Origin of the sequence: Telluribacter humicola, from assembly GCF_017355935.1 — a bacterium.
Classification (GTDB): Bacteria; Bacteroidota; Bacteroidia; order Cytophagales; family Spirosomataceae; genus Telluribacter; species Telluribacter humicola.
The window spans coordinates 28,745-46,209 of the sequence record NZ_JAFIQT010000007.1; the positions used below are offsets into that span (position 1 = coordinate 28,745).

Annotated in this window: 18 protein-coding genes; 10 read left to right on the forward strand and 8 right to left on the reverse strand. The window is 48.9% G+C overall.

Going from position 1 to position 17,465, the window contains the following annotated elements:
- Positions 1-63: 63 nt before the first annotated feature.
- The 3 genes from JUB14_RS22695 to JUB14_RS22705 are packed head-to-tail and all read right to left on the reverse strand — an operon-like array spanning position 64 to position 2,091.
- Entirely contained in the window at positions 64-897 is an 834-nt protein-coding gene (locus JUB14_RS22695; protein WP_207509151.1) for a phosphatidate cytidylyltransferase, read from the reverse strand.
- The gene (locus JUB14_RS22700; RefSeq protein ID WP_207509152.1) at positions 869-1,090 is read right to left on the reverse strand and encodes a putative signal transducing protein; all 222 of its coding nucleotides are present in this window, start codon (positions 1,088-1,090) and stop codon (positions 869-871) included. Before JUB14_RS22700 ends, JUB14_RS22695 begins: the two co-directional genes overlap by 29 nt.
- Positions 1,091-1,131: 41 nt before the next feature.
- Positions 1,132-2,091 (reverse strand): CPBP family intramembrane glutamic endopeptidase, encoded by a 960-nt coding sequence (locus JUB14_RS22705; protein WP_207509153.1) that lies wholly within the window; start codon positions 2,089-2,091, stop codon positions 1,132-1,134.
- Positions 2,092-2,223: 132 nt separating this feature from the next.
- Between JUB14_RS22705 and dusB the strand changes: the two genes are divergently transcribed.
- The 5 genes from dusB (at position 2,224) to frr (ending at position 6,092) form a co-directional block, all read left to right on the forward strand.
- Positions 2,224-3,222, forward strand: coding sequence for a tRNA dihydrouridine synthase DusB (gene dusB, locus JUB14_RS22710; RefSeq protein WP_207509154.1), 999 nt, complete (start codon positions 2,224-2,226; stop codon positions 3,220-3,222).
- Positions 3,219-4,166: a DMT family transporter gene (locus JUB14_RS22715; RefSeq protein WP_207509155.1), complete on the forward strand. Its 948-nt coding sequence runs from the start codon at positions 3,219-3,221 to the stop codon at positions 4,164-4,166. Before dusB ends, JUB14_RS22715 begins: the two co-directional genes overlap by 4 nt.
- 40 nt (positions 4,167-4,206) lie before the next feature.
- A complete protein-coding gene (locus JUB14_RS22720; protein WP_207509156.1) occupies positions 4,207-4,707 on the forward strand; it encodes an acyl-CoA carboxylase biotin carboxyl carrier protein subunit in 501 nt (166 codons plus the stop codon).
- 61 nt (positions 4,708-4,768) lie between these two features.
- Positions 4,769-5,491, forward strand: coding sequence for a UMP kinase (gene pyrH / locus JUB14_RS22725; RefSeq protein ID WP_207509157.1), 723 nt, complete (start codon positions 4,769-4,771; stop codon positions 5,489-5,491).
- Between the two features lie 40 nt (positions 5,492-5,531).
- Positions 5,532-6,092: a ribosome recycling factor gene (gene frr / locus JUB14_RS22730; RefSeq protein ID WP_207509158.1), complete on the forward strand. Its 561-nt coding sequence runs from the start codon at positions 5,532-5,534 to the stop codon at positions 6,090-6,092.
- 96 nt (positions 6,093-6,188) lie between these two features.
- On the opposite strand, the gene JUB14_RS22735 is transcribed toward frr, so the two are convergent.
- The 3 genes from JUB14_RS22735 to JUB14_RS22745 form a co-directional block, all read right to left on the reverse strand.
- Positions 6,189-6,794, reverse strand: coding sequence for a DUF4136 domain-containing protein (locus tag JUB14_RS22735; RefSeq protein WP_207509159.1), 606 nt, complete (start codon positions 6,792-6,794; stop codon positions 6,189-6,191).
- Positions 6,795-7,084: 290 nt separating this feature from the next.
- Positions 7,085-8,074, reverse strand: a complete 990-nt coding sequence (locus tag JUB14_RS22740) for a UDP-glucuronic acid decarboxylase family protein (protein WP_207509160.1) — start codon at positions 8,072-8,074, stop codon at positions 7,085-7,087.
- 36 nt (positions 8,075-8,110) lie between these two features.
- Positions 8,111-9,448: a UDP-glucose dehydrogenase family protein gene (locus JUB14_RS22745; protein ID WP_207509161.1), complete on the reverse strand. Its 1,338-nt coding sequence runs from the start codon at positions 9,446-9,448 to the stop codon at positions 8,111-8,113.
- Positions 9,449-9,744: 296 nt separating this feature from the next.
- On the opposite strand from JUB14_RS22745, the gene JUB14_RS22750 reads away from it, so the two are divergent.
- The 3 genes from JUB14_RS22750 to JUB14_RS22760 all read left to right on the forward strand — a co-directional run bounded on the left by JUB14_RS22750 (position 9,745) and on the right by JUB14_RS22760 (position 12,489).
- Entirely contained in the window at positions 9,745-10,887 is a 1,143-nt protein-coding gene (locus tag JUB14_RS22750; RefSeq protein ID WP_207509162.1) for an acyl-CoA dehydrogenase family protein, read from the forward strand.
- Positions 10,888-11,074: 187 nt separating this feature from the next.
- Positions 11,075-11,986 carry an SPFH domain-containing protein gene (locus tag JUB14_RS22755; protein WP_229368167.1) on the forward strand — a complete coding sequence of 304 codons (912 nt, stop codon included), beginning with the start codon at positions 11,075-11,077 and terminating at the stop codon, positions 11,984-11,986.
- Between the two features lie 65 nt (positions 11,987-12,051).
- On the forward strand, positions 12,052-12,489 hold the full coding sequence (locus JUB14_RS22760) for an NfeD family protein (RefSeq protein WP_207509163.1): 438 nt from the start codon (positions 12,052-12,054) through the stop codon (positions 12,487-12,489).
- A 126-nt stretch (positions 12,490-12,615) separates the two neighbouring features.
- Here JUB14_RS22760 and pafA read toward each other — a convergent pair whose 3' ends face one another.
- Positions 12,616-14,292 (reverse strand): alkaline phosphatase PafA, encoded by a 1,677-nt coding sequence (pafA, locus tag JUB14_RS22765; RefSeq protein WP_207509164.1) that lies wholly within the window; start codon positions 14,290-14,292, stop codon positions 12,616-12,618.
- Between the two features lie 163 nt (positions 14,293-14,455).
- On the opposite strand from pafA, the gene JUB14_RS22770 reads away from it, so the two are divergent.
- Positions 14,456-15,187 (forward strand): fatty acid desaturase, encoded by a 732-nt coding sequence (locus JUB14_RS22770; RefSeq protein WP_207509165.1) that lies wholly within the window; start codon positions 14,456-14,458, stop codon positions 15,185-15,187.
- Positions 15,188-15,199: 12 nt separating this feature from the next.
- On the opposite strand, the gene JUB14_RS22775 is transcribed toward JUB14_RS22770, so the two are convergent.
- Positions 15,200-16,174, reverse strand: a complete 975-nt coding sequence (locus tag JUB14_RS22775) for a polyprenyl synthetase family protein (protein WP_207509166.1) — start codon at positions 16,172-16,174, stop codon at positions 15,200-15,202.
- A gap of 309 nt (positions 16,175-16,483) precedes the next feature.
- Between JUB14_RS22775 and JUB14_RS22780 the strand changes: the two genes are divergently transcribed.
- Positions 16,484-17,407: a patatin-like phospholipase family protein gene (locus JUB14_RS22780; RefSeq protein WP_207509167.1), complete on the forward strand. Its 924-nt coding sequence runs from the start codon at positions 16,484-16,486 to the stop codon at positions 17,405-17,407.
- Positions 17,408-17,465: the final 58 nt, after the last annotated feature.

The following is a 17,465-nucleotide window of genomic DNA, read 5'->3' on the forward strand; positions in this document are numbered from 1 at the left end:
ATAAACGCCCTTCTTTCTTACGAATTGTAATTAAGAAAATTTAAGAAAAAAAAGAGTGCCATCCTAAGAAAACAGCTTAATGAATGTCACGATAAATGGAGTGGATAGCAGTAAACCATCAAACCGGTCCAGAAATCCCCCGTGACCGGGTATGGTACTCCCCGAATCCTTGATAGCTATACTCCGCTTGAAGAGTGACTCCACCAGGTCGCCGTAGGTACCTGTTACAACGATAATAGCTCCGATGCAGTACCACTTCCAGGGCTCATAAGTACGGAAGTAAAAGCCCAAACAAAACGCCACCACCGCTGCAAAGACGGCCCCTCCGACGGCCCCCTCCCATGACTTCTTGGGAGATACCCGCTCAAACAGCTTACGACGGCCAAACTTGGTACCAGCAAAGTAGGCTCCGATATCACTGGCCCACAGGAGCAGCAGGCTTCCGAGTACAATCTCGTAGTTATAGATACCTCCGCGCATAGCGACCACAATGAGTAGCGAAAAAGGCAAGGCCACGTAGATCAGCCCCAAAAAGGTAAAACCAATATTAGTAAAGGGCTTCAGATCATTCCGCTTGTAGAGCTTTATAAAGAAGATCATAGCCAACAACGGACTGATGATGAAGTAATTCTCATACGGTACAATGCCCTTCTCGATAATGTAGGTAAGTATAATAAGTACTACCCCGCACAAGGTACCGTAGTGAATAAGCGGCTGGTTGCCATCCAGTCCCAAAAGCTTATAAAACTCAAGTTGTGTAAGCGCACTTAGCGTACAGAATAACAGCATGAATGACAGATCACTGTACATGATGGACATAACGATAATCGTGACGCCAACCACTGCGGCTATTACTCTTTGTTGTAAATTATTCAGATTCTTTAAGTGCTGACTCATTATCAAGTAGGTTTCGGGCATTATTGGCATCTTCGGTTGGTACATACACTTCACAAAGTCCAAATAGTGGATAACTACTACTTTGCTTGTTAAGTACTACGGCGTTTATACCATGCTGCTCCAGCACCGACCTGGCTATTTCAGCTCTTACAAGTTGGTTGGTCGCAAATATCTTTTCCCAGTTATCTTCCATACGTTCGTTTTTTGGTCCGGATCTCCCCGTTCCGACCGATATTATACTAATCTGTTATCTTTAAAATGTCCTGTCCAGCGCCATAAGCTATACAGTAAGGCAGCCGTGGCGGCGAAGGAAAATACAGCCGTTCCAAGGGGTACAGAACGGGTATCCTCAATGTTGATATCGACGGTGCGGAGATGGTACAGGTACACCATCAGTACGGTGAAGCCGTTGTTGACAAAATGGGCAAAAATGGCTATCGATAGCCTACCCGACCAGAAGTACAGATACCCAAACAAGGCTCCTAGTAGCAGGCGCGGCAAAAAGCCGTAAAACTGTATATGGATAGCACTGAAAATAGCTGCCGTTACCCATATAGCCAGGTGTACATTGGACCACGACTCGGCCAGTTTGCGCTGCAGCACTCCTCTGAAAAGTACCTCCTCACCGATGGCCGGGATCAGCGCTATCACCAGGAGCGCAATGATGAGCTGTGGGAAAGACTGGAAATCCGTCAGGAACTCTGTCAGGCGCGCCAGTTGATCTTCCTTACCTCTCATCCAGTTTTCGAGCCCCTGTAGCGCGTGGGGCAGCTTCATGTCGGCGTTCCACTCTATGATCAGGCTGTTAAAGGGCATGAACGCAATCACTACGATCAGTACCAGTAGCCATATCCGACCGCTGGCCTCTTCACGGAAGTTGAAGTCCTCATTTTTGCGACGCTCTATGTAGTACCAGTACACCAGCGAGGGCACCAGAAACGTAAACAGGTGGGCGGTACTCTGCAGGATCATCAGGGCATACCAGCCATTAGGTACCTGCTGGGGATTTTGTAGCAGGGTACTGACTACGTCCATTGAAAAGTCTCCCTGAGTAGCCAGATAAGCCAGGAGTAGCACTGCCGCCAGGATATTACCTACTGACATACCAATCAGGATAAATCCTATCAGTACCAGCATACTTCGCCAGGTGTTGGGCACGCGTGAACGTACCGGGGGATGGTTAGTTTCTGCCATAATTGGTGTAAATTTACGGCTAATTTCATATCTGAGAACAAGTTTCTTCAGTGAGGTGTTTGAATTAGTGGCCTGCCGGAAGCCAAGCGGAGGCCTGTCAAGTTATAAAAAATCTAATAAACTAGTTATAGAATGGTAAAGATCGGACAAATCGAACTGGGTGAGTTTCCACTGCTGCTGGCTCCTATGGAGGACGTAAGTGATCCCCCGTTTCGTGCCGTGTGTAAGGAGAATGGTGCGGATCTGATGTATACCGAGTTTATTTCGTCGGAGGGCCTGATACGTGACGCCGCCAAGAGCGTACAAAAGCTGGATATATTTGAATATGAGCGCCCGATTGGTATACAGCTATTCGGTAGCGATATCGAAACCATGCGCTCCTGCGCGGAGATTGCCACCCGGGCCAACCCGGATTTGATTGATATTAACTATGGATGTCCGGTTAAGAATGTAGCCTGCAAGGGAGCCGGAGCCGCCCTGCTTCAGGATATTCCAAAGATGGTAAAAATGACCGAGGCCGTAGTCAAAGCTACGCATCTGCCGGTAACGGTCAAGACCCGTCTGGGCTGGGATGAAAGCACAAAAAATATTGAAGAAGTAGCCGAACGCCTGCAAGATATAGGCATACAAGCCCTGACGGTACACGGCCGCACGCGGGTACAGATGTACAAGGGCTCCGCCGACTGGACCCTCATCGCCAGGATTAAAGAAAATTCACGGATTCAAATCCCCATTTTCGGGAATGGTGATATTGACACTCCCGAAAAAGCCCTTGAGTACCGCAATCGCTTTGGCGTGGATGGCATCATGATCGGGCGGGCTTCCATCGGATATCCCTGGATCTTTAATGAGATCAAGCACTACTTCCGAACGGGTGAGATGATGGCCCCTCCTACTTTGGCTCAGCGGGTAGAAGCCTGCCGCAAGCACCTGGAGTTCTCGGTACGCTGGAAGGGCGAGATAACGGGTATACTGGAAATGCGCCGCCACTATACCAACTACTTCAAGGGACTCAACCACTTTAAGCCGTATCGTATGAGGCTGGTTGAGAGCCTGTCGTATCCCGAACTGAATAGTATCCTGGATGAAATCTCTGATGTATTTAGCCAGGCCGAACCTGTCACTGCATGAGTAGTACTACCACCCTGCCCAAATCACAGACAGCTACTCCCCTGACTACCTGGGGACTGCTCCTGTTTTTGGCCCTGATATGGGGAAGCTCTTTTATCCTGATCAAGAAAAGCCTTCAGGTATACAGCGTAGCAGAGGTGGCAGCCGGCCGGGTATTTATGGCCTTTGCATTCTTTATTCCTGTACTACTACGTACCTATAAAGAAGTACCTCGCCCCCTGCTGAAGTACCTCTTTCTGTCAGGATTACTGGGGTATCTGTTACCGGCTTTTCTATTTGCCGAAGCAGCTAAGCATATAAGCAGTGCTATGGCTGGTACCCTCAATGCCCTCAGCCCCATGTTTACCATGCTGATAGGTACCCTATTCTTTAACCAGCGCCCCCGGTGGATGCAGGTATTGGGCCTGCTAATTGCACTGGGTGGGGCGCTCATGCTAATCCTTACCCGAAGCGGCTCGTCCGTGTCCGTTACTAATCCCTATGCCTTATTTGCGATAGCCGCTACTATATTCTACGGTACCAACATCAATATAATAGCCAGACACCTGAGCGGCCTGCCTGCTCTGGTATCTACCGCCTGGATCTTCGCGGGAGTAGGGCCACTGGCTTTAGGTATCTTATTTTTTACCGGCTTTTTCGGTAAGATGTCCAATCCGGCCTATCTGCTCCCGTCCTCGTTTCTGATGTGTCTGGGTGTGTTATCTTCGGGCCTCATGTCCATTCTGTTCAACCGGCTCATCCAGCTTTCCAGTGCTGTGTTTGCGGCCTCCGTTACGTACATAATGCCTATTGTGGCTCTTTCGTGGGGCATCCTGGATCATGAAAATGTAGGCCCCCAGCAGTGGCTGGGTACGCTGGTGATCCTGGTGGGGGTATACCTGATCAATCGTAAACGAAAAATAAGGACCGAGCCTACACAGGCACCATCATCAGCAGCAGAATAATCTGTCACTAAATAAACATCACAAACTATACTACCTACCTATGCTCAAGATCACTGTTAATGAGTCAGCACCATTCGAACTACGCCAGGAAAAAGACCAGTGGTGGCTGGGCAACACGGCGTTTGATGGAGACATCGTCAATCTACAAGGCAATCGTTACCACGTGATCTGGAAGGATAGGTCCTACAACGTAGAATTAGTAGAGTCAGACCGTGCTGCCAAGACCTGTACCTTTCGTATTAATGGACAGTTGTATACTACCTCTGCACAGAATCGCTTTGACCTCCTGCTCGAAAGCATGGGTATGAGCAAGGCCGCCAGTACTAAGGTCAATGATGTCAAAGCACCTATGCCCGGCCTGATCCAGTCGGTAAGTGTACAAGTTGGTAATGAGGTACAGAAAGGCGATACACTACTGGTACTGGTGGCGATGAAAATGGAAAATGCCATCAAAGCTCCCGGCGAAGGCAAGGTAAAAGCGCTACGTATAAAAGCAGGAGATAACGTAGAAAAGAATCAGGTATTGGTAGAGTTTGAGTAAATAGCTTGTAATTCTGCCCCCCCTGTCCTTATTTTTACAAATCCATTCCAACACGTACATCATGCCGGAACCTAAATACAAACGCATTCTTCTAAAACTTAGTGGGGAAGCCCTTAATGGCGGTGACAAAACCCAGGTCATAGACTTCAATATCCTTGATAATTACGCAAATGAAATCAAGCGCGTAGCCGATACCGGCGTTCAGATAGCCATTGTAATCGGCGGAGGAAATATCTTCAGAGGAGCCTCTGTTGAGAAGTCCGGAATAGACCGTGTACAAGGCGACCATATGGGTATGCTGGCTACTGTGATCAACGGCATGGCTATTCAGAGCTCGCTCGAGAAGCACGGCATGTACACCCGTCTGATGTCAGCTATCAAGATGGAGCAGGTTAGTGAGCCGCTGATCCGTCGCCGCGCCATCCGACACCTCGAGAAGGGTCGGATCGTTATTTTCGGAGCAGGTACCGGTAATCCCTACTTTACTACCGACACCACCGCTAGCCTACGGGCTATCGAATCAGAAGCGGACGTAGTACTCAAAGGTACCCGCGTAGATGGTGTATACACGGCTGATCCTGAGAAAGATCCCACCGCCACCAAATACGACCGCCTTACCTTTGATGAGGCCTTGTCCAGAAACCTTAAGATCATGGACTTGACAGCTTTCACGCTCTGCAAAGAGAACAACCTGCCCATAATTGTGTTTGACATGAATAAGAATGGTAACCTTTATGACTTGGTTATGGGTGAATCAGTAGGTACCCTCGTAACTAGTGAGTAGTAAAGTAACGTTCATAAAAACAACTATTTAACCAAACCTCATGGAAGAAATAGAATTGTATCTGGAAGACGCCAGAGATACGATGGAAGGAGCCCTAAAGCACCTGAACATTGAATTATCAAAAATCCGCGCAGGAAAGGCTACTCCTCAGATGCTGGATGGAATTCAGGTAGACTACTATGGCTCAATGTCGCCTTTGCATACTGTAGCTACCATCAATACCCCTGATGCCCGTACAATTGCCATCAAACCTTTCGAAAAAAATATGATTGGCGAGATTAACAAAGCAATCCGTAACAGTAACCTGGGCTTTTCTCCATCCAACGACGGAGAACTTATCCGTATCAATATCCCGCCACTGACTGAGGAGCGCCGTCGGGATTTGGTAAAACGCGCCAAGCAAGAGACCGAAACCGCTAAGATCAATATCCGTAACATCCGTCAGGATGCTAACAACTCTATCCGTAAACTGACTAAAGAAGGTGTTTCGGAAGATGAAGTTAAGGTAGGCGAAGAGCGGGTACAGAAGATCACGGACAGCTACATTACCCGTGTGGAGCAGGTATTTGTGGCCAAGGAGAAGGATATCATGGAAGTGTAACACTCTTCTTCACTCCTATATATAAAACAAGAGAGGCTCTCCCGGTTGGGAGAGCCTCTCTTGTTTTCATGGCAATATTATCGTCTCTACTTTTTACTACTCATTCAAAACCAGGTCTAACTCTTCAAAAACAAGGTTTATAGCTTTGGCTACATGGTCTGTATTTTTATCAAATACATTTCCATCAGTTAACCCGCTGGCGTATCCCTGCCACACTACAACCCCTTTTTTGGCGTCTACAAGTTGTATCAGGATAGTACCTTTGTCAAAATAATATTGGGTTCCCGGACGACCACGGTCATCATCGTTTACCCGACGGATAAGTCCTAACTGACCGTTACGAACTTCGTCTGTACCCCAATAGTCAGCGTCACGGAAGTATCCTTCATATCCAGTCATTTCTACCGGCTTATCAAATACACGGAAATTAACCAGTAAATCCGGACTCTGCGAACTCATTTTAAACTCACGCGCAGCCATTTCATGAGCAACGGCATCCTTTATAGCTTTATGGAGTACCGCGTCATTTATTGCATACGCCAGACTCTTGGCTGAGTTTATCGATTTTGCCCATGTATATGATTTATATTGATCAAAAGGAGCTGATAGATCCTTATCTGAAGTAACTGTATAGTTCTGCGCTAATAGCGGCGTCGTAATAAAGGCTAGCAATACAATAAACACTTTTCTTAACTCTTTCATAATTAGTGTATGTTTTAGTTCGACATCTAGTAACAAGCTTTGATTTACACGTATATACATTAACACGTTCATTATCAATATCAAAGCTCGATGTATAAAGTTAAAAAGTCATACCTAGGCCCGAAAACCGCGTTAATTAGCTATATAAAAGATAGTGTCCCTCTTACTCCCCAGTAGCAGTGCGTAATCTATTCTACGGCTAAGACTACTGTGGTTACAAATATCATAAACTGAAAAAGCCCCCCGGAACGGGAGGCTTTTTGCTTGGCCAGGACTTATATTTCCTGGTATTAGTCTTTTTTGAAATCTTCAAAAGCCCGGTGCCCGGCCTCCTCATAAAGGCGGTCTTCCGGCAGGTTTTTGAAGTAGTCATACGTAATACGTAGTCCCTCTTCACGAAGTACTTTGGGCTCCCAGCCCAGTATTTCCCTGGCCTTTGTTATATCCGGCTGGCGCTGCTTGGGGTCATCCTGGGGAAGAGGCTTATAAATCACCTTCTGACTGGTACCCGTTATTTTGATGATCTCCTCGGCAAACTCTCCGATCGTAATTTCAGCCGGATTACCGATGTTGACCGGATACGGGTAATCGCTCAGAAGCAGCCGATGGATTCCTTCCACCAGGTCATCAACATAGCAGAAAGAACGGGTCTGTGAACCATCGCCAAATACGGTTAAGTCTTCACCACGGAGAGCCTGTCCGATAAAGGCCGGAAGTACCCGTCCGTCGTTCAGGCGCATGCGCGGCCCGTACGTATTGAATATACGGACAATACGCGTCACCAGGCCGTGGTAACGGTGGTAAGCCATAGTAATGGCTTCCTGATAGCGCTTGGCCTCATCGTAGCAGCCACGTGGTCCGATCGGATTAACGTGTCCCCAGTAATCTTCGGTTTGTGGGTGTACCAGCGGATCACCGTATACCTCCGAGGTAGAGGCAATGATGAACCGGGCTCCTTTGGCCCGGGCCAGTCCCAACAGATTATGCGTACCCATAGCGCCTACTTTCAGCGTCTGGATAGGGATCTTAAGGTAGTCAATCGGACTGGCTGGCGAAGCAAAGTGCAGGATATAGTGCAGATCGCCAGGTACGTGCACAAACTTGGTTACATCGTGATGATAAAACTCAAAGTTTGGGTTCGGCATCAGATGCTCGATGTTGCGCATGTCCCCCGTGATGAGGTTATCCATGCCAATCACGTAGTGGCCTTCCTTAAGAAAGCGATCGCACAGGTGCGACCCTAAAAATCCCGCTGCTCCGGTTATAAGTACGCGTTTCATTAATTAAGGTATGGGTAGTGTATAAAAATTAGATTCTTACAAAGTTGGCTCAGCCTGACTTACAATATCATTAACCGCCTCACGACCTATTGAGTAGTAGGTGTATCCCTGCTCACGCATTACTTCCAGTTCGTACAGGTTCCGTCCGTCAAAGATGACCTTGTTCTTCAGCAGGCGTGTCATCTTCTCGAAGTCCGGCGTACGGAACTGCGGCCACTCCGTGAAGATCATCAGCGCATCGGCATCATCCAGGGCGGCATAAGGCGTATGGCAGTAGGTGATCTCCGGCAGCTGACGCTTCACATTCTCCATCCCCTCCGGATCGTAGGCCGTTACGTTGGCTCCTTCGGCCAGCAGCGCCTTGATGTTCTCCAAAGCGGGTGCCTCGCGTATATCATCGGTGTAGGGTTTGAAAGCCAGTCCCCATACCGCAATGGTCTTGCCTCTGAGCTCTCCCCCGAAGTACTCCTTCACCCGGGGCAGCAGCTTCTTCTTCTGATCTTCATTTACTTCCATCACTGACTTTAAGATACGGAAGTCGTAGTCGTAGTCTCTCGACGTCTTGGCCAGCGCCTGTACGTCTTTGGGGAAGCAGCTCCCCCCGTAGCCGATACCGGCAAAAAGGAAGCGCTTGCCAATGCGGCTGTCGGTACCGATACCGCGGCGGATATCATCTACGTTGGCTCCTACCTTTTCGCACAGGTTGGCGATCTCGTTCATGAAGGTGATCTTCATGGCCAAAAAGGAGTTAGCGGCGTACTTGGTCATCTCGGCCGAGCGCTCATCCATGAAGATGACCGGGTTGCCCTGGCGCACCAGCGGCGCGTAGAGCTTCTCCATCACCTTCTTGGCTTTATCAGAGGTAGTACCTACTACCACGCGGTCCGGCTTCATGAAGTCTTCCACGGCTACGCCTTCACGCAAGAACTCGGGATTGGAGACAACGTCAAAGTCTACCTTAGCATTCTGAGCAATGGCCGCACGTACTTTCTCGGCTGTACCTACGGGTACGGTACTCTTATCTATAACGACTACGTACTGGTCCAGGATGGGGCCCAGATCATTGGCTACCTGCAGGATGTATTTCAGATCAGCAGAGCCGTCCTCACCGGGAGGAGTGGGCAGCGCCAGGAAGATCACCTGCGCGCCGGCAATACCTTCGGCCAGATTGGTGGTGAACTTGAGGCGTCCTTCGGCCACGTTGCGGTCGAACAACACGTCCAGGCCGGGCTCATAGATGGGGATCTTGCCCTGGTTGAGGCGGGCTACTTTATTTTCGTCGATGTCTACGCAACACACCTGGTTTCCGGTTTCGGCAAAACATGTCCCGGTTACCAGCCCCACGTAGCCGGTTCCTACTACTGCGATCTTCATATTTTGTTGATTAGTTTGATAAGTGTGAGATATTATATTACAACTGTTCCTTAAACTGTTTTCAAGGAATTGTTTCCTTAACTCTGCCCAAAAATAGTTGTTTTCTACAGATTTCAAACCTCCATTCGTCACATATTAGCAAGTGGTTAATCCCTGATTTTAAGTGTCATTTTAACAGGAAACCCACTTACGTAGTATTATATACTGCTTACCAACAAAGAGTTCTTATAATCGTTATATAATAGCAAGTATAGCTACATTAGTAGCGCATCAACACTCTAAATCGAAGTATTCCTATGACAACCGAAATAGCCGAAAATCAAGCACTCATTGAGCAAACGGTACGAGACTTTGCCGAAAGGTATATCCGTCCTCATATCCGTGAGTGGGACGAAGCCCAGCACTTTCCGGCAGAAGTGTTTCATAAATTGGGCGAGCTAGGACTAATGGGGGTCCTGGTTCCTGTAGAGTACGGTGGCGCCGGCCTGGGCTACCGCGAGTACGTGGCCGCTATCGTAGAACTTTCCAAAGTGGACCCGTCTATCGGACTTTCCATGGCAGCCCATAATTCACTATGTACTAATCATATTCTGATGTTCGGTAACGAAGATCAAAAAAGACAATACCTACCCAAGCTCGCTTCGGGTGAATGGATTGGAGCCTGGGGACTTACCGAGCCCAATACCGGCTCCGATGCCGGGAATATGCGTACTGTGGCCGTGCGTGATGGTGATCACTGGGTGCTGAATGGCTCCAAAAACTTTATTACCCACGGGAAAAGTGGCAACGTAGCCGTAGTCATAACCCGTACCGGCGAACCCGGCGATAAGCACGGTTCCACCGCTTTTATCGTTGAAAGAGGAACGCCGGGCTTCTCCGCCGGAAAGAAGGAGGATAAACTGGGGATGCGGGCTTCCGAAACCGCCGAACTTATCTTCCAGGATTGCCGTATTTCCGACAGCCAGAGGCTGGGCGAAGTGGGCGATGGCTTTATCCAGTCCCTTAAGATACTGGATGGAGGTCGTATATCTATCGCGGCCTTGGGAGTAGGTACAGCCCTGGGAGCTTACGAGGCGGCCCTGGCTTATTCCAAGGAGCGTAAACAATTTGGACAGCCTATCTCCAGCTTTCAGGGAATAGCCTTCAAATTGGCCGATATGTATACTGATTTACAAGCCTCTACTCTACTTACGTTTGATGCCGCTGACCGAAAAGACCGGGGAGAAAAAGTAAGTCTGGCCAGTTCAGTTGCCAAGTACCACTCCTCCGAAACGGCCGTTCGGGTAGCCAACGATGCCGTACAGATATTTGGTGGTTATGGTTTTATCAAAGATTACCCCGCCGAGAAGTTCTACCGTGACAGCAAGCTGTGTACCATCGGCGAAGGTACCAGCGAAATCCAGAAACTGGTTATCTCCAGAGATATACTTCGCGATTAAAAACTGCTCCTACCGCTGCCGCTATTCAACAAAACGGCAGCGGTAAATATCCAGCTTACCACTTATCCCCACAAAAGGCCGACAGCCCCGCACCGCAGAGCGCTTGTCCGACATATGTTGCAACATGTAATAGTACTCGCTACTTTCGTACTATAGCATCACCCTCAATCTATTTCCAAAATCAACTATGATTGCACTGTATGTCCTACTGGGGCTGGTAGTACTGGCCGTTTTGATGACGGTAAAGGTAGTTCCCCAGCAAACTGCCTACGTAGTAGAACGTTTGGGTAAGTTCTATGCTGTTCTTCAGCCGGGTATTAACTTCATTATACCCTTTTTTGACCGTGTCGCCTATAAGTATACACTTAAAGAGGCAGCCATAGACATCCCCGAACAAATCTGTATTACTAATGACAACGTACAGGTACGGATGGATGGTGTTATTTTTATTCAGGTCATTGATCCTAAAAAAGCGGCCTACGGTATTGCTGACTATACCTTTGCCGTCACCCAGCTGGCCCAGACCACCATGCGTAGCGAAATAGGGAAACTAGCTCTCGACAAGACCTTTGAGGAGCGTATGACCATTAACCGGGCCGTGGTAGAGGCCATTGACGAAGCGGCCACCGGCTGGGGAGTGAAGGTACTACGTTACGAAATTAAGAATATCACACCTCCTCAGAGTGTACTTATGGCTATGGAAAAGCAGATGCAGGCCGAACGCGAGCGCCGGGCAGTCATTCTGCAATCAGATGGAGAAAAGCAGGCAGCTATTAATGTGGCCGAAGGACAAAAACAAAAAGTAGTACTCGAATCAGAAGGTTTACGCGCCCGGGCTATCAATGAAGCCCAGGGAGAGGCTTCGGCTATTCTTTCGGTAGCAGAAGCTACGGCTGAAAGTATTAGGCTGGTAGCACAGGCCATTCAAACCGAAGGTGGCATGGAGGCGGTCCAACTGAGGGTAGCCGATAACCTGGTAGATCAGTTTGGAAAGCTGGCAAAAGAAAACAATACGCTTATTCTTCCGGCCAATTTTGCTGACATGGGCTCGCTTATTGCTGCAGCTATGAGTGTAGTAAAATCGGAAACCAGAAAATAAATAGCCCTACCTGGGACGGTCGTCTCTGATAGACCGTTAGTAAACTTTACACCAATATAAGGAATATGGAATTGTCGCTTCCGCACATATGGCTGATCATCGGACTTCTGCTGCTGTTCGCGGAATTAGTAAGCGTAGTGCTCGTTTTTGCTTTTTTCGCAATCGGAGCCTTATTGACCGCCGTTCTGGCAGCTCTGGGCATAGCTCCGGATCTGGACTCACAGCTATTCGCGTTTTCAATTATGTCACTCCTGTCGCTGGTGTTTTTCCGGAAACGGGCCAAACATATACTCGATCAGCGGGGCAAAAGTGAGGAGTATAATGAGTACGCTGGCGAAACCGCCATGGTCATCAAAGACATACCGGCTACGGGTGAAGGAAAGATCTTTTACCGGGGCGCGGAATGGGCCGCTCTTTCCGCTACTCATTCCCCCATCGAAGCAGGTAGTAAAGTAGTGATTCGCCGGACAGAGGGTATCAAGCTGGTCGTAGAGGAATCTTGATTGAAGGAGGAAGCAGTAAAGGAAGAAGGGAGGAAAGTGCTCCTGATAACAGCAAATACTGTTACACTCCTGCTTAAACTTATAAAAGGAACGGGTACCTAATTTAGGCACCCGTTCCTTTTTGTATTATTTCTTCAAAGCCTCCTCTACCGGAAGACCTACTGAGCCATCCGGCGGCAGGATCCGTAGCAGAGCTGAAATAGTAGGTGCTATATCAGCAATGGTAGTACGGCGTAACGTCTCGCCTTTGTTCACTCCCCATCCATACAGCAGGAAGGGTACCTGCGTATCGTAGTTGTAAGGTGAACCGTGGGTAGTACCTGTCATTCCTCCCGAAAACCAGCCCGGCTGCGGAATGATTTGAATATCCCCGCTCCTTTTTACGTTGATCCCGTTCTTATACAGCTCAAGCTGGTAGGGGTTGAGATGTGATTCACCGAGTTCTCTCACGTTTAGCACGTCGGCAATACCGGGTATCGGCAAGAGTGTCTGTCTCACTACCTTGTACACATCCTCAACCTCAATCTTCTTATCATTAAGTACCTTGGGGTCCAGGTAGAGCTGGTAGTTTTCGCTGGCCCGGACGTATTTTCCTTCTCCGAATTTATCAGTCAGAGCTTTGTTTACGGCAGCGTTGATCTTACTTGACTCCAGCAGACCGGCCGGCAGGCGATGCTGCTGCCAGAACGCGGGTACATCCATTACCCCATGGTCAGCAGTCAAAAACACCGTAAAATTACCTTTGCCTACCCAGCCATCCAGGAAGGTAAAGAAGTCTGCCAGTTCACGGTCGAGACGCAGGAAGATATCCTGCTCTTCGATAGAATTGGGACCATAAGCATGACCTACGTAGTCGGGTGTAGAGAAGCTAACGGCCAGGAAATCCGTAGCGGGCCCTTTACCCATATTTTCTCCTTTCACCGCCGCGATAGCTATATCTTTCGTCATGGTGTTACCCCAGGGGGTAGAGGCAATCACACCAAAAGCATCACCAGCTATCCCGGCCAGATCATACGGAAACACAGGCTTCGCAGCCCCGGTAAGCTTCCGCTCGTAAGGCTGGTCATCGGGGGTACTTTCGATGTACTGATCAATAGGCAACAAGGTGTTCCAGCCGCGCTTCATGTACTCCGAAGGGAGTTTGCGGGCATTGAACTCCTTTACCCACTGAGGCAGCTCTGTGCCGTAGAAGGTACTTGTAATCCAGTTGCCGGTTTTGGAGTCAAACCAATACGCTCCGTTAGCGGTATGCCCGGCGGGCAGGATAGCCCCCCGGTCTTTAATGGCCACCCCAACGGTCTTAGAGCGGAAGTTGGTACTGATCTGCAGCTGATCCGTAACGGTACTGGTCAGCAGGTTGCGGGGAGACATTTTACCGGCAGAGGTGTTGGTGCTACCTACGGTAGTCACGGTACTATCCTCTACGCAGTATACGCCCTGTCCGGCTATAGGGTCGTACCACTCATTCCCTACTATCCCATTAATAGCAGGTATAGAACCGGTATATACAGCCGCATGACCGGCCGCAGTTACCGTAAGTGCATAATGGTAGTGATGATTACGGCTGTTAAATCCCTCATTCATCAGGCGCTTGAACCCTCCTTCACCGTATTTATCATAGAATCGGTACAGGTAGTCGTAGCGCATCTGGTCCACTACGATACCTACAACTAATTTAGGGCGAGCCAGCAGGGAGGAGGTAGTATTAGGGGTTGATTTCTTAGCTGACTGAGCAGCGGCCGAGCCCACCAGAGCCAGGCTAACTATCCAGCAGCAAAGTACTTTTACAGGGTTGCTTTTCATCAGGTACTTAGATGTTGTTGTTTATGCCGTTAAAGTTAGAAGCTATCATTCAAAAAAGGTAAAGTAGAGGTAACTTAATAAGAAATTGACTGCAGATAATATCCCGTATCCAAACCAATCTCATCAACACTACGTTTCCAAAGCAACTGACCATTCTCTCTCTATGCAATCATTACCGCGCATAGCACCCGTATCTATTGGCAACAAAGGCCTCCTGATCGCCTGCACCGTTCTGCTGCTGTGGGCGGGTAGTCTGATGTACCTGCTGCACTATCCCGTCGACTTCAGGGATCCGCTGGTGTACCTGTTTGTACTGGTGCAGATGCATCTCTATACAGGAGTATTTATTACGGCTCACGATGCCATTCATGGTGTAGTAGCACCGCATAATAAGCGGCTCAATGGAGCCATCGGCTGGCTGTCAGCAACTCTTTTCGCCTTCAACAACTATAAGAAGCTTTCTGGTAAGCATCACCTCCACCACCGGCACTCCGGTACCGACGACGATCCGGATTTTCACGAAGGCAATGCCTCCTTCCTAGCCTGGTACTACAGCTTTCTGAAAGAATATATATCGTGGCAGCAGATCCTGCTGATGGCAGTAACCTATAACTTATTGAAGCTGGTGTTTCCCTGGGAGAACCTGGTGGTATTCTGGATGGCTCCGGCGGTGCTTAGTACCTTTCAACTGTTCTTTTTTGGTACGTATCTGCCCCACCGCGGCGAGCACCACAATCCACCGCTTAATGCCCGCAGTCAGGCTCTCAATCACGCCTGGGCATTTATAACGTGCTATTTCTTTGGCTACCACATGGAGCACCACGCCTACCCGTACCTGCCCTGGTGGAAACTACCCAAGGCACGGGAACTAACCTACTCGGTTAATCAGAAGTAAGCGCCGGAAAGCTTATTTGCTGCGCTCGATGGTGTACTGAACCAGGTGCTCGAGTGAAGTACGGAAGGGCGACTCTTTGAATTGATACAGCAGCAGGCGGGCTTCCTCTACATAGCGCTGCATGACCTGCTGCGCGTAGCTAATCCCCCCCGACTCCTTCACGAAAGCGATGACTTCGGCTACCTTCTTAGGTTTGTGGCTTTGATTGCGGATAATATTAATGATCCGGCGCTTCTCGATCCAGCTGGCCTGGTTGAGTGCATAGATCAGCGGCAGGGTCATTTTCTTTTCTTTGATATCAATACCCAGTGGCTTCCCTACCTCCGCATCGCCGTAGTCAAACAGGTCGTCTTTGATCTGGAAAGCTATCCCTACTTTTTCACCAAACTGATGCATGCGCTTTACTACTTCCTCGTCGGCACCCACTGAGCAGGCTCCGGTCGCGCAGCAGGAAGCTATGAGCGAAGCGGTCTTCTGGCGGATAATCTCATAGTACACATCCTCGGTGATATCAAGCCGACGGGCTTTTTCTATCTGTAGCAGTTCACCTTCGCTTATTTCGCGTACAGCCGTGGATACAATTCTGAGCAAGCCGTGATCTTTATTATCCACGGAGAGCAACAGGCCACGGGCCAGCAGGTAGTCACCTACCAGTACCGCGATCTTGTTTTTCCAGAGGGCATTGACCGAGAAGAATCCACGCCGGTAGTTAGAGTCGTCTACCACGTCGTCGTGTACCAGCGTAGCGGTATGTAGCAGTTCGATCAGGGCTGCCCCCCGGTAGGTTGACTCGTCAATGGTACCACAGACCCCCGCCGACAGGAACACAAACATGGGCCGGAGCTGCTTTCCTTTCCGACGCACGATGTAATTCATGATCTGGTCGAGAAGCATCACCTCGCTTTTCATAAATTGACGAAACTTCTGTTCGAAAACTTTCATCTCGTCGGCAATGGGAGCTTGTATCTCGCGTATAGAAAGGGTCATATTAAAAAATTTCGACCGCCGCAGGTCGTAGCTAGTGGGTATCAATAGCGGCAGGTACGACATGTTGCCCCTGAAAAAGCTTCCAGTGCAATGAACGCCCAAATTTCTTACAAAATCTTCTGTTTATACCTATATATGAATGAAAATGTTTAATTGACTAACCCGATCAAAATAAACATAAGCAAAGCTTAGTAGTTGTTTTTATACAACTCTCTTCTTTTATTACCCGGATATTTACCACAACTCACCGGTAAAGCTGTACAGGAATTATTAATCAGACATCTACTCTACTTAGGGAATCATTACTTTATGAAAGCATTAATACTCGGAGGAGGATCTATAAAAGGTGCCTATCAGGTAGGTGCCGTTCAGGCAGTACTGGAAAGCGGTTATGAACCAGATATGATCTACGGTGTATCAGTCGGCGCGTTGAACTCTACGTTTCTGGTCAATGAAGCCGGACGCCAAGCTATCGAAGAAAAAGCCATCAAATGGTCTACCGTAGGCCGTAAGCTACTGGAATTCTGGATTAAGAACATTGCTCAGCCCCAGGACATCGCTCTGCTACGGTCACGCATGGCGCTGGGCGTATATACCTTGATGAGCCGGTATGACGGCGTACTTGACCCAACTCCCCTGCATAATACCATCCGTCAGAACGTGGAAGGATTTATCCTGCGCAACAGCCCTATTAAGCTGAAAGTGGGAGCAGTCAATATCACCAGTGGCGAACTAATTTATGCATCGCCGCAGGACGAATTCTTTATGGAGTATGTACTGGCTAGTGCTTCATTACCCATGCTTATGCCGGCCATTCCCATCGGAAGCGTTAAGGATATCTACATGGATGGTGGACTGCGGGAAGTAGCCCCCGTCAGACAGGCCATTGAGGATGGAGCTACGGAGGTGGTAATCATAGCCTGTCACTCCAAGAAGATCTACCACCAGGAAGGCTTCAGCCACCGCAATCTGGTTAGCTTGTTTGAGCGGGTACGGGATATCACCGTCAACCAGATCGTGAATAATGACATCAACTGGGCCGAAAACTACGCCGAGCGGTCCATACTACGGGGTAAAAACATGAAGCTTACGGTGATCCGGCCCAGCGAACCGCTGATCCTGAATCTGCAGCACTTTACTGAAAAAGATATTTCGCGCCTGATCGTAGAAGGCTACAAGGAAGGCCTGCAGGCCATGAAGCGGGCCGAGGAGGTGAATAATAAGCCTGCGTAGTAACTGCATTTACTTCTTCATCTACATAACGAGAGAGGCCCGCTGCAAAGCGGGCCTC